The organism is Bacillus sp. MAG717A, from assembly GCF_036884855.1.
Taxonomy (GTDB): Bacteria; Bacillota; Bacilli; order Bacillales; family Bacillaceae; genus Bacillus; species Bacillus safensis.
The window spans coordinates 684656-697334 of sequence record NZ_CP145733.1; the positions used below are offsets into that span (position 1 = coordinate 684656).

Here is a 12679-nt window from a genome sequence, read left to right on the forward strand (position 1 = left end):
CCTTAAAAAACACATCAAAACCATTATGTTCGCGAAATACAAAAATATATCGATATATCTTACAAGAGGAATTTTTATCCATCATATTATTCCATTCCATTGCTCATTTTTTTTGCTTAACCTGCATAAACATTAATAAACAATGGAAATACTCTCTAAATAACCATTGTAGAGATTAAATTAATCCTTTAGGCTTACGCCTTTTTACCTGTTTTATTGATATAACAACTGGAAAATTACTGAATTTTCTGTCAATAATAGGTCGATTTTCTTAAAAAGTTTTTCGACGGGCGAATATTTTCATTTTCTCACCTTTTATTGCTCGGACATGCTTGAAAAGGCTCTTCTCCGGTTATGACTTTTCTATTTGTGCATTTCATGGTATATTCTAATGGTTCGTTTTCTTTCGTTCCGCCTCTTCCGTGTATCGGAGAAAAGGAGTGTTTATATGAAAACATTTATTCAAAAAAGAGGTCTCGGCTTCTTTCTGATTGCAGCCATCTTACTTTGGCTCAAAACGTATTCAGCGTATTTAATCGAATTTAAACTCGGTATATCAAATGTGCTTCAGCATATTTTGCTTTTCGTGAATCCTATTAGCTCCAGCTTGTTCTTTCTTGGCTTTGCTTTATTGTTCAAGAAAAAATGGCAGCCTGCCGCTATCATTGTGATTCACTTTTTCATGTCTTTTTTACTATACGCAAACATCGTGTACTATCGATTCTTCAATGACTTTATCACGCTGCCTACAGTGATGCAGGCAGGAACGAATGGCGGACAATTAGGTGATAGTGCATTTTCACTCATGCGTTGGACTGATGTGTTTTACTTTATTGATACAATCATTTTGATCGTACTTGCAGTCCGCATGAAAAGGCAGCAGCAAACAAGTACAGCCACGACTGTACCTGTTCAAAAGCCAAAATCGTTTAGACTCGTCCTTGTGTCCTCTGTTGTGATCTTTGTTTTGAACTTAGTTGCTGCAGAGATCGATCGTCCAGAGCTTTTATCAAGATCGTTCGACCGCAATTATTTAGTTAAATATTTAGGTGCTTATAACTTTACTGTGTTTGATGCCATTCAAAATGTGAAATCAAACAGCCAGCGTGCTCTCGCAAATTCAAATGACGTGACAGATGTAGAGAATTATTTAAAAGCGAACAGCGCTGATCCTAACCCGGCTTATTACGGGAAAGCGAAAGGCATGAACGTCATTACAATTTCTCTTGAATCTCTGCAAAACTTTGTCATTGATTATAAAGTGAATGGAAAAGAAGTAACGCCGTTCCTTAACTCATTGGCACACGACAACAAAACGTTTTACTTTGATAACTTCTTCCATCAAACAGGACAGGGAAAAACGTCAGATGCTGAATTTATGATGGATACTGGATTATTCCCATTATCACAGGGCTCTGTTTTTATTAACAAAGCGCAAAACACGTATCAAGCACTTCCTGGTATTTTGAAGAAGGATCAATATACGTCAGCCGAATTCCATGGCAATACGAAAACCTTCTGGAACCGTAATGAAATGTTTAAATCCTTTGGGTATGACAGATTTTACGATTCTGAATACTACGATATGAACGAGCAGGATACGAAGAACTACGGACTGAAAGACAAACCGTTCTTCAAAGAATCGATGCCAATGCTTAAAAACCTGAAGCAGCCGTTTTATTCGAAATTCATTACCTTATCGAACCATTTCCCATTTGGAATGGACGAAGGTGACACTGATTTCGAACCTGGTGACTTCGGTGACTCTGTCGTCGATAACTACTTCCAATCGGCTCATTATTTAGATGAAGCGATTGAACAGTTCTTCAACGATTTGAAAAAGTCAGGTCTCTATGACAACACAGTCGTCATTATGTACGGAGATCATTACGGCATTTCTGAAAACCATAATGAAGCGATGGAAAAAGTGACTGGACAAAAAATTGGAGATTATGAAAATGCACAGCTCATGCGTGTGCCGCTCTTTATCCATGTACCTGGCGTAAAAGGCGGTCAGATTCATAAATACTCTGGTGAAGTCGACGTCGCACCAACCCTTCTGCACCTGCTTGGCGATGATACGAAGAACTATTTAATGTCTGGTTCTGATATCTTATCGAAGAACTTTAAAGAGCTTGTGCCATTTAGAAACGGTGACTTCGTGTCTAAGGACTACACGAAAGTAGGCAATAACTATTACAGCAACAAAACAGGCGAGAAAATCGAGCCAACTGACAAAGCATCACAAGAAAATGAAACGGTGAAAAAGATGCTGGAGACATCTGATAAGATTGTCACCGAAGATTTACTCCGTTTCTACAAGCCTAAAGGCTTTACACCGATTGACCGCAGCGATTATGACTATACAAAAAAAGTACAGGATGAAAAGGATTCCTCTTCCGCCAAAGATGAATCCAGCTCTTCCTCAAAATAACTTTTTAAGAACCAGCCGATCCTTGATCAGCTGGTTCTTTTCACGTTTGATCATGATTGCACCGGGTATAGGAGAAGAAGGAGGGATTTATCATGAAGAAAACAGCAGCTTTTGTCGTGACTGCCTCGCTTGCTTCGTCCGCTTTATTCGGTTTCAGCCCTGCGGTCTCAGCACACGCCATGACCAAACCGGCAGCAGAGCAATCCGTTCCTCAAGGTCCAAAAGCCACGCTTAACAGCATTTATGAGCTGGCACATAAAGGGCAGATGCCTTACTATGCAAAAGGGCTCAAAATAGGCGTTCAAACCAAAAAAGACGTTCATCATAAGCTCGGAAATCCATATCCAGAAACAGGCCAAAGCAGCTTTGATCTCTATCATGCTGAAATGGGGAATCCCGGATTTGCTTTTCATTATGATGCAAAAGGCAAGATTGATGAAATCCGTTATTTCGGAACGAATGTAGAAAAAGAAACGAATATTGGCGGAATGACCCCTGCACTACTAAAGAAACAGCTCGGATCAGCGGATTCAGTGAGCACCATCCCGCAAACAAAAGAGAAAAAATATGTGTATCGAACCGGTGATTATGAGCTCGAATTTATCGTTGGACATGATCCTGATATCAGCCAGCATGAACTCACCGTGCTGCATATCAACTTGATAAAAGCCAATTCTTAAATAAAAAAGCATCCTGAGCACATGCTCTGGATGCTTTTCTTTATTATGATGCCACTTCTAATTGCGGCTTTCTTTTCAGTTTTCGTTTGAGGACTGGACCTGCTACATAATCAAGACCAAGTTTTCCGGCATTTCCTTTCGCTGCCATGATGAAGACCGCGATCAGAAGAAGAAGCGGATTCACAGAGACGGTTCCAGCTAATAAGAAAGAGACATTCATCACGCTTCCAAAAAAGGCTGCCGTTGTTGTAAACAATCCAACGATTAATCCTAGGCCTACTAAGATTTCTCCCCACATAACCATGGCACTGAATAGCCCGGCATTTGGCAAAGCGACATTTTCTAAAAACCATACATAGAATGGATACACAAGATGACCATCTTTGACGACAGGTTCAGATATCGCAAATTGCAAATAGCCTGATGCATCAAATCCACCTGTTAGTTTTCCAATACCAGATGTCAGCCAAGTCCATCCGATATAAAGTCTTGCTGCCAAAAGGATAACGGCTGCCCATACATTCGTTTGTAAGAATTTTGTAAACATGATGATGCCTCCTTTTAAATTATGTGAAATATTTCACATTTTCTTTATGATCTTATTATACTATGCTATATCTTATTTGTGATCTTTTTCACATATATATTCACAAATTGTTCATGAATATCTATTTGAGGTAAACTTTTCCCTTACGAAAACCGTCTAAGTCATTTCAAACAGTAAAAAGGGGTTTAATTTTGGATGAAAACACTATTTCATTTTGCTTATTTACAGGCCATCTCATGTCTATTTCCCGTCATGATCTTTGCGGCGCTTGCCCTATCAAAGACGGTGTCTATTCCTTTTCTTCACCGGTATGATTTCATTCTAATGCTTTGCCTCGCAGCTCAGATCCTGATGCTCACGCTGCGGCTGGAGACTTGGACGGAGCTAAAGGTCATTTGTCTATTTCATCTCATAGGAATCTGTTTGGAAGTGTATAAAGTACATATGGGCTCTTGGTCCTACCCAGAAGAAGCTTATACAAAAATATTCGGGGTTCCACTTTATAGCGGCTTTATGTATGCAAGTGTGGCTAGTTATATTTATCAGGCATTTTCACGACTTCATGTAAAAGTGACCGACTGGCCTCATCCATTTCTTTCAATAGGAATCAGTTTGTGCATTTATCTCAATTTTTTTACGCATCACTGGCTCTATGATGTCAGATGGTGGCTGACATGTCTGCTTGTTGTTGTGTTTCGGAAAACGTCGGTTTCGTTTCAGGTTGGCCCGTCTTCCTTTCGAATGCCGCTTGTTGTTTCATTTCTTCTGATTGGCTTTTTCATTTGGATTGCCGAAAATGTCACCACCTTTTTAGGCGCATGGCAATATCCAAATCAGCAGCATGCTTGGTCCATTGTTCATCTAGGGAAAATTAGTTCATGGTTCTTACTCGTTGTGATCAGTATTGTGCTAGTGATCGAACAGCGCAAACAAAAAAACGTTCAGCCCGTTTGAGCTGGCTGAACGCTTTTTTTAATCTCGATCGACTTCCTTGCGGAGATCATCTGCGACAAATTCTACATTCGTTCCAATGATTATTTGTACGGATGTTTTTCCAGAAGTCAGCACCCCTTTGGCACCTGCTTTTTTCAATGTACCTTCATTTAATAAATCAGTATCCTCTACTGTTAAGCGAAGACGTGTGGCACAATGATCAATGGTGGTGATATTGTCTTTGCCGCCGAGTCCCTCTACGAGCATACTTGCTCCTCTTGCCGTCACCGCACCATCCGTTGCGATATCTTCCATGTCATCATCTTCCCTGCCTGGTGTTTTCAGCTTTAATAGTTTAATGAGGAAATAGAAAACGACAAAGTACACAACGCCATAAATGATTCCTACTACAAGAAGCATGATCGGTTTTTGTGCTATGCCAAAGCTTAAGACGTAATCAATCGCACCTGCTGAAAAGGCAAAGCCGCTATGAATCCCGAGGGTGTTCACAATAAAAAGCGAAAGCCCTGTTAAAATAGCATGGACACCATATAAAAGTGGAGATAAAAACATGAAAGAAAATTCAATTGGTTCAGTGATCCCTGTAATAAATGATGTAAGCGCCATTCCAATCATCAGACCAGCTGTTGCTTTTCGCTTCTCAGGTTTTGCAGTCACAACCATGGCTAGACATGCCGCTGGCAGACCAAACATCATCACTGGGAAGAATCCTGTCATAAAGACACCCGCGCTTGGATCTCCTTTAAAGAATCGCGCTAAATCCCCTGTTGCCCCGCTGAATTCCCCGAATTGAAACCAAAATAAGTTATTCAAAACATGGTGAAGTCCTAATGGAATGAGCAATCGGTTAAAGAAACCAAACAGCCCTGCCCCTGTTGCACCAAGACTTAAAATCCATTCCCCTAAATCATTGATCACACTTTGAATCGGCGGCCATACATATCCGAAAACGGCTGCTAATAGAATGGTGAAAAGTGCGGTCATAATAGGCACAAGCCGCCTTCCGCTAAAGAAACCTAAGTATTCCGGCAGCTTCGTATCCTTAAATTTATTGTAAACATAACCTGCCAAAAGCCCGCACAAAATACCGCCCAATACCCCCATATTGTTGGTTGAGTTGATCGACGTGGTACCGGCTGACAAAATAAAATAAGAGATTGCACCTGATAATGCCGCTGCCCCGTTCCCATCCTTTGAAATACCAATCGCTACACCCATTGCAAAAATTAAAGCCAAGTTCGCAAAAATTGCATTCCCTGCCGCATGAATAAACGGGATATTGAATACATCCTCCCGGCCAATGGCCAAAATAATCCCTGCTGCTGGAAGCACAGCGATTGGAAGCATAAATGATTTTCCTAGCTTTTGAAAAAACTGAAACACCATCTGATTTCCCCCCTTTGTCATCATCATGACCAAATCATTCATGATGTTCATAAAAAATATATCATATGCACGTCTAGTTATCTATACCAATTTGTCCACATTCATTTGAATTCCGCTCTTTACTCTTTTAGCGTAAAATGTGGTAAGCTATTGAATAGAATGAAGATATAGAAAGCGGGAATGAACAGTGATTGTCAAACATGATCATGAGTTAGAAGCCTTAAAAAAAGTCGGCCGAATTGTTGCTTTGGCAAGAGAAGAAATGAAAAGCCAAGCGAAACCAGGCATGTCTACAAAAGAATTAGATTTGATTGGGAAAAAAATATTAGAAGAGCACGGGGCCAATTCTGCACCTGAAAAGGAATACGACTTCCCGGGTACCACTTGTATCAGCGTGAACGATGAAGTGGCACACGGTATCCCTAGTGAAAAAACCATTTTACAAGAGGGTGACCTCGTAAACATTGATATCTCAGCAGAGCTTGACGGCTATTATTCCGATACAGGCATTTCATTTGTTTTAGGTACAGGTGATGCTCGTCTTGAAGCATTATGTAAGTGTGCGGAGGATGCGTTCCTAGAAGGATTAAAGCATGCAAAAGCCGGTAAAAGACAAAACCAAATTGGCCGTGCAGTCTACAATACAGCGAAAGAACAAGGATTTACCGTTATTAAAAACCTGACAGGACACGGCATTGGGAAGAATCTGCATGAAGCACCTAACCATATCTTGAACTACTATGATCCATTCGATAATGCTTTGTTTAAAAATGGCACAGTCATTGCCTTTGAACCTTTCATTTCAACAAATGCTGAATCGATTTATCAGGCTGATGATGGCTGGACATTTAAAACACCAGATAAAAGTCTAGTCGCACAGATTGAACATACGATTGTGATCACTAAAGACGAACCGATTATTTTAACAAAGCTGTAAGCCAGCTATCCCCTCCTTCATTGGAGGGGATTTTTTCATGCCCGTTTCACGAATCTGTCACGACTAAACAAAAATGCCTGTGGTAAAATAGGCAAAGATATGCGAAAGGGGTCTTATTTGATATGTGGTTCATCATCATAGGTGTTATCTTTTTCATCGAAAGTATTATCTTAACGGTTGTAGGGATTAAGAAAAAACAATCCATGATGACCTATCTTGGTGTTGTCATCATGATTATGACGGTCGGCATGATCCTCGTTACCCTCAACCCGCCAAATTCATAAATCAATATTTCCAGCATATACATGGATCATAGGCAGATAGAATCAGTTTTCATTTCATGACACCTGCACGCTTTTCACGTCCTTTTTTGAGATGTTACAATGCAGGCAGTTTCAATTGAAAGGAGTTTTCTATCATGCATTATGGTAGCAAAGGCTGGTATGTCGAAGAATTAAAGAAGCTTGGTGTGACTAAGCATGAAGGAAGAAAGCTTCAAAGCTTAAAAACATATTTCCTTGCAAATCTTCTTGAGCAAAAGAAACGCAGCTCATAAGCGCTGAAAAGCCGTACATCTTAAGCTGATGTACGGCTTTTTTTAAATGTGCTGAATTCGTTTTTCTAAAGACTTCCTTACCACATCTGCTAAAGCTTCTACTTCAAGAACGGCTTTTAGTCTCTCTGGACTTGTTTGACGATATTTGACTTCATTGACCTCATGAACCGTAATTTGATGGGACGCTTTTTCTACGAGTTCAAGCGATGCATCAGGCGGCACCATGCCTTCTTTCAGTACACGTAAATAAAAGCCTGTATACCCTGTTTTCTGCACTTCCTTTACAATTTTCATGTTGCCATGCTTAACAGATAATTTCACACAAGGCTGTCTTGGCTGGCTCACCTCAACAAATGCATCTCCAAGTTGAAACACATCGCCAATATGCACATTCGTCTCGACTAGCTTGCGTACTGTTACATTCTCGCCAAAGGCAGCTTCCTGTAAAGGAACCCCTAAAAATTGCTCAAAGTAAGCATAATGATCATACGGAAAGACGCAGACAGCTTTATCATATCCCCCATGATGAACCAAATCACCTTGGCCATCTCCCTCAAAATTGATCTGACTTAAATACACAGGCTCATGAATGCGCTTTTTGTTGATGGCTGTTTTGATTTCTTTTCCGTTCGCATAGGTGATGATAGGTTGTCCCACTTGGATTCCTTCTATGTCATATCTCTTCTGTCCCACGATGGCCATCTCCTTTGGTTGTCTACTGGCTTTTATTTTACATCGTTTGACAAACAAATCATAGTCGAGGCGTGAAGATCAGATGCAGGCTATGGTACGATGTGAAAAAAGGAGAGATGACCATGGTTCATTATCACGCCATTGTAAAAGGACGTGTGCAAGGAGTCGGTTTTCGTTATTTTGTTCAGGGAGAAGCCGTCAATCGTGGAATGAAAGGCTGGGTACGCAACACAGATGAAGGTCATGTCGAGTTAAAGGTAGAGGGTGAGCAGCAGAAAGTGATTGATTTCTTAGAAACTGTTCGGAAAGGAAGTCCTTTTTCAAAAGTCACCGACATGCACATGGAGCCGCTCACGGAGCTTGCTCATTATCAAGATTTTCGAATACGGTCATAAAAAAAGCCTAGCTCTCGCTAGGCTTTTTCTGTCCGTGATAGGGCTTGTCCTGATAAAAATAGTTTGGTTTTACAATGGTATTGTCGTAATGCTTGTGGAATATGTGGGTAGCAGCTGGTGATACTGGCGGAATCAGCCATGTCCAGTCCCCTGTCAGCTTGCGGTCAGCCTTTTCTTCTTGCTTTTCAAACTGCTTGAATTGATGTGCTGCTGTATGGTGATCAACAATGGTCACCCCTGCTTCGCGATAAGAATGGAGAACCGCCACATTCAATTCGACAATGGCTTTATCCTTCCAAAGGGACGAATTCTTGGTTGTGTCCAGTCCTAAAAGAGAAGCGACTTTTTTCAGCATATTATAGCGGTTTTCATCCGCTAGGTTGCGTGCGCCAATTTCTGTGCCCATATACCAGCCGTTGAACGGTGCAGCGTTGTAATGAATACCGCCAATCTCTAATTTCATATCAGCAATAATCGGAACCGCATACCATTTTAGTCCCAAATCACGGAATCCATCATATTCAGGATGGGTGATCTCTACCTCTTGGACGATTTCTTTCGGAAGCTCATACAGAACAGGCGGATGACCTTTTAGCTGAAACATGAGAGGCAGAATATCAAAATGTGTGCCCTCTCCTTTCCAGCCATGGGCTTCACATAATTTTGTTAATTCAAGAGATGCCTCGTCGCCGATGATGCCATATTCTGTCTCATAGCCTGCATAACGAACGAGCTGATGATTATAAATGACGACTTCCTTCTGGTTGTTACTCTCTGGAGGAAAGATCGTGATGGACGGTTTGATTTTCCCGCCATTTGTCGCATACTCAATATGATGAAAGAGCGCCTCTTTCACCTCATCCTCTGTCTTTACATGCCGGCAGTCATGCACTTGCAGGGTCGACCAAAACAAACGGCCAATGCAGCGGTTACTGTTGCGCCATGCCATTTTCGCCCCGTGAGCTAATTCCTCTAGTGTATGAGTATAACTACCTTCAGACTCAATTTCTTTTTTTATTTCATGCAGACGTGCTGCTTTCTCTTCATTTGACTTATTTAATTCTTCATAGCATACAGAAATAAAAGCTTCTGCTTCATTCCACAACGCTTCTTGATTACTCAAACATACTCGCCTCACTTTAATACGAATATATCCATTGTAGCGGTTTCTATTGATAAATTCACTCGTTTCAAACCATTTTTTATCAAATCATCCGACCATTGTCCTTAGAGCATAGATGAATCAATACGTTTAAGGGTCTTTTGGAGCCAGCGGACATAGCCTTTTTCTCTTTCGATTGCCCTTGTCAGCACTAAGTAATGACCAAATTGCGCTGAATGCAGTGATTCAGCAGAAGGGTCTTCCTCTGTCAAAGCGTGCAGCTTTTGTTCCAGCATATCTACTTTCTTGGTGCGCTCTAAAAGTTGATAGGCAAACAGATCAGCCGCTTCTTTTTTGTCCATGGAGGAGATGAAAAATGTTTTGAGCATGAATTCATCCTTTGTTGTTTCCGGAATCGGATCTTTTGTTCTTAACCACTGACGCAATTCTTCTTTTCCTGCCGCTGTGATTTGATAGACCTTCTTCTCCAGCTTTTTTCCTTGTATGTGAATATCAAATTCAATAAACCCTTCCTCTGTGAGCCGCTTCAGCTCAGGGTAAATCTGACTGTGCTTCGCACTCCAAAACTGTCCAAGGGAGTCCTTAAAATGTTTCGTGATATCGTATCCCGTCAGCTCACGCTGATCCAGCAAGCCAAGAATGGCATATTTTAGTACTCTCATGATGTGCCTCCAACGCTTATTCTTTGACAATAGTATACCATAGACTTTAAAATAAACATGTAAATCACAACATGTTTGAAAAAACATCATTCTAATGAAAGAAGGAATAAACATGGATCAATTCGTTGGACTTCATATGATTTATACGTATGAAAATGGCTGGGAATATGAGATTTACATTAAAAACGATCACACCATTGATTACCGCATTCATAGCGGAATGGTTGGAGGACGCTGGGTCCGTGATCAAGAAGTAAATATTGTGAAGCTAACAAAAGGCGTATACAAAGTCTCTTGGACAGAACCAACTGGGACAGACGTCTCTCTGAACTTTATGCCTGAAGAAAAACGCATGCATGGCGTCATCTTCTTCCCAAAATGGGTGCATGAACGTCCAGACATCACCGTCTGCTATCAAAATGATTACATCGATCTCATGAAAGAATCGCGTGAAAAATACGAAACCTATCCGAAATATGTTGTCCCAGAATTTGCGGACATTACGTATATCCATCATGCAGGTGTGAATGACGAAACCATTATCGCAGAAGCACCATATGAAGGCATGACAGATGAAATAAGAGCTGGAAGAAAATAAAAAAGCGGCACGCCAAGTGCCGCTTTTACATTTGATAAAATCTTAGCGCCTTTTTATTGAATGCCTAACGTCTTTTGAGTAAGCACGAAACGATAGACTGGCAGTTCATCACCTGTTTTTGAAGCAATAAACCCTGATGACATATAGCTGTCCTTTGATTCTGGTTCAAGGGCAAGTGACAGCAAATTGGTTTGCGGCTGTGCCGTGACAAATACCTTTGTTCCTTTTGGCAGCTGACGTTTCTTGTCAACGAGTTTTGTTTCAAGCTGAATATCTGTTTTGCTCTTTTTCTCTCGTTTTGTCACCTTGTAGGCTTGTACCGGCACCTTCATGCCAACCGGCAATGTGACACTTTTTAACCCTAATGTTCTGAGTTTCCTTTCTACTCCCTCATGCCCCGGAAGAATGAGGTAAGCTGTCGGCCGTTCTCTTGTTAAGACAGGAACAGCATCGCTCGCACTATGAAAACGTACAGGAACATTGGTGGTCTGTCCTTTCTCAATATCAACCATTTCCAGCGTGTCATCAACAGGTGCTTTGAAATCATCTTGAATGACCACCTGATCATCATCTTTTGGATGAAGCCCTTTTTTCACAAGCTTCAACCGCTCCGTCACCATTTGCTGCTTCACCTGCTTGGCATGTTTCACCGTGGTCTCAATGATTTTTTCATGGGTGGCTACTTGCGCAGCGACGCGGCGGACAAAATCCTCTCTCCCAATCCCAATCCCTCTGCTTTCTACAAGAAATGACAAGGCTGGCGAAAGTGCAAGGGCATTACGGCCAATTCGCGCATCCGTTCCACCTTCATAAATGTCAATCTTGCCGTCCTTTCCTCTTGTGTTTGTATAATACAAATCATTAGAAAACCCTTTATTCGTCAGCGTTTCACGAACTCCGTTAACATATAACTCATTTGATGTCAGCCGGATGCTTTCAGGAATGTTTAGATTCTTCCCTGATAGAATAAGCAAATCATGATATTTGAGAGCGCCTGATGAACCGATATCTTCAAACTGCTTTTGACCCACATCGTATTCATGAGCATCAATGACCACTTCTGGCGCATGCCGATTAAATTCTTGATGCAGGGCTGTCAGTTCTGGGGATTCTAATGTCATATGATCACGGTTTCCATCTAATCCGTTTGCCAGTCTGCGGTCAAACGCATAAGAACCATCAGGATTGATTCTTGGGACAATGATGATATTGACATGATTGAGTATACGCTCTCCTTCTTCACCTGCTAATCGTTTTGCAATGACGAGAGCAGATTCACCAGAGGCTGGTTCATTTCCGTGTATTTGTGCTTGGAGCCAGATTGTTGGCTTTTTTGAAAGTGGAGTAATCGAGCGATCCTTTGTAAAGTACAGGGCCGGGATGGACCTGCCTTCAATGGATGTTCCAATCTGTTTCTGCGTGGCGTAAGGACTTTTGTGGACAATGTCTCGTAAGAAAGTTTGAAGCTCTTCTTGTGTTGTAAATGTTTCTTCTTTTTTCTGAAAGGCAGGGGTATCAAACGTCTCGTCAGGCTCAGGGTATAGCTTTTTCACTGAAGCCGGCTGTTCATAATTCTTTCCGTAATAAGGGGTTTCTGCATGAGCTGAAGCTGGGCTCACCATCGACAAACTGCCTGCCATGAGGCATACAGCAGCAAAAAGAATCGTGCCTTTTCGTTTGGACATGCTATCCTCTCCCTTCGTTGATTTGCATT

Annotated in this window: 14 protein-coding genes; 8 read left to right on the forward strand and 6 right to left on the reverse strand. The window is 41.3% G+C overall.

Going from position 1 to position 12679, the window contains the following annotated elements; all coding sequences use genetic code 11:
• The first annotated feature begins 448 nt into the window (after positions 1 to 448).
• Both V6Z54_RS03650 and V6Z54_RS03655 read left to right on the forward strand, forming a co-directional pair.
• A complete protein-coding gene (locus V6Z54_RS03650) occupies positions 449 to 2434 on the forward strand; it encodes an LTA synthase family protein (RefSeq protein WP_041087229.1) in 1986 nt (661 codons plus the stop codon).
• Positions 2435 to 2526: 92 nt separating this feature from the next.
• Entirely contained in the window at positions 2527 to 3114 is a 588-nt protein-coding gene (locus V6Z54_RS03655; RefSeq protein WP_073978597.1) for a YjgB family protein, read from the forward strand.
• 43 nt (positions 3115 to 3157) lie between these two features.
• Here V6Z54_RS03655 and V6Z54_RS03660 read toward each other — a convergent pair whose 3' ends face one another.
• Positions 3158 to 3661: a DoxX family protein gene (locus V6Z54_RS03660; protein ID WP_024426621.1), complete on the reverse strand. Its 504-nt coding sequence runs from the start codon at positions 3659 to 3661 to the stop codon at positions 3158 to 3160.
• 195 nt (positions 3662 to 3856) lie between these two features.
• On the opposite strand from V6Z54_RS03660, the gene V6Z54_RS03665 reads away from it, so the two are divergent.
• Entirely contained in the window at positions 3857 to 4615 is a 759-nt protein-coding gene (locus tag V6Z54_RS03665; RefSeq protein ID WP_041087224.1) for a DUF817 domain-containing protein, read from the forward strand.
• A gap of 18 nt (positions 4616 to 4633) precedes the next feature.
• On the opposite strand, the gene nagE is transcribed toward V6Z54_RS03665, so the two are convergent.
• Positions 4634 to 6001 carry an N-acetylglucosamine-specific PTS transporter subunit IIBC gene (nagE, locus tag V6Z54_RS03670; protein WP_075611025.1) on the reverse strand — a complete coding sequence of 456 codons (1368 nt, stop codon included), beginning with the start codon at positions 5999 to 6001 and terminating at the stop codon, positions 4634 to 4636.
• A gap of 187 nt (positions 6002 to 6188) precedes the next feature.
• Here nagE and map point away from each other — a divergent pair, with 187 nt between their 5' ends.
• The 3 genes from map to V6Z54_RS03685 all read left to right on the forward strand — a co-directional run bounded on the left by map (position 6189) and on the right by V6Z54_RS03685 (position 7494).
• Entirely contained in the window at positions 6189 to 6938 is a 750-nt protein-coding gene (gene map / locus V6Z54_RS03675; protein ID WP_024424611.1) for a type I methionyl aminopeptidase, read from the forward strand.
• A gap of 122 nt (positions 6939 to 7060) precedes the next feature.
• The gene (locus tag V6Z54_RS03680; protein WP_087978305.1) at positions 7061 to 7222 is read left to right on the forward strand and encodes a hypothetical protein; all 162 of its coding nucleotides are present in this window, start codon (positions 7061 to 7063) and stop codon (positions 7220 to 7222) included.
• 134 nt (positions 7223 to 7356) lie between these two features.
• Positions 7357 to 7494 (forward strand): YflJ family protein, encoded by a 138-nt coding sequence (locus V6Z54_RS03685; protein WP_064497716.1) that lies wholly within the window; start codon positions 7357 to 7359, stop codon positions 7492 to 7494.
• 42 nt (positions 7495 to 7536) lie between these two features.
• Here the strand turns inward: V6Z54_RS03685 and V6Z54_RS03690 are convergent, their stop codons facing one another.
• A complete protein-coding gene (locus V6Z54_RS03690) occupies positions 7537 to 8187 on the reverse strand; it encodes an MOSC domain-containing protein (protein WP_305960709.1) in 651 nt (216 codons plus the stop codon).
• Positions 8188 to 8309: 122 nt separating this feature from the next.
• Between V6Z54_RS03690 and V6Z54_RS03695 the strand changes: the two genes are divergently transcribed.
• On the forward strand, positions 8310 to 8582 hold the full coding sequence (locus tag V6Z54_RS03695; protein ID WP_041087217.1) for an acylphosphatase: 273 nt from the start codon (positions 8310 to 8312) through the stop codon (positions 8580 to 8582).
• Positions 8583 to 8589: 7 nt separating this feature from the next.
• Here V6Z54_RS03695 and V6Z54_RS03700 read toward each other — a convergent pair whose 3' ends face one another.
• A complete protein-coding gene (locus V6Z54_RS03700; protein ID WP_338527712.1) occupies positions 8590 to 9705 on the reverse strand; it encodes a nitric oxide synthase oxygenase in 1116 nt (371 codons plus the stop codon).
• A gap of 104 nt (positions 9706 to 9809) precedes the next feature.
• Positions 9810 to 10367: a PadR family transcriptional regulator gene (locus tag V6Z54_RS03705; protein WP_073978600.1), complete on the reverse strand. Its 558-nt coding sequence runs from the start codon at positions 10365 to 10367 to the stop codon at positions 9810 to 9812.
• 112 nt (positions 10368 to 10479) lie between these two features.
• Here V6Z54_RS03705 and V6Z54_RS03710 point away from each other — a divergent pair, with 112 nt between their 5' ends.
• Entirely contained in the window at positions 10480 to 10965 is a 486-nt protein-coding gene (locus V6Z54_RS03710) for a phenolic acid decarboxylase (protein ID WP_008341777.1), read from the forward strand.
• A 53-nt stretch (positions 10966 to 11018) separates the two neighbouring features.
• Here V6Z54_RS03710 and V6Z54_RS03715 read toward each other — a convergent pair whose 3' ends face one another.
• On the reverse strand, positions 11019 to 12650 hold the full coding sequence (locus V6Z54_RS03715) for a M14 family metallocarboxypeptidase (protein ID WP_338527713.1): 1632 nt from the start codon (positions 12648 to 12650) through the stop codon (positions 11019 to 11021).
• Between the last annotated feature and the right edge of the window lie 29 nt (positions 12651 to 12679).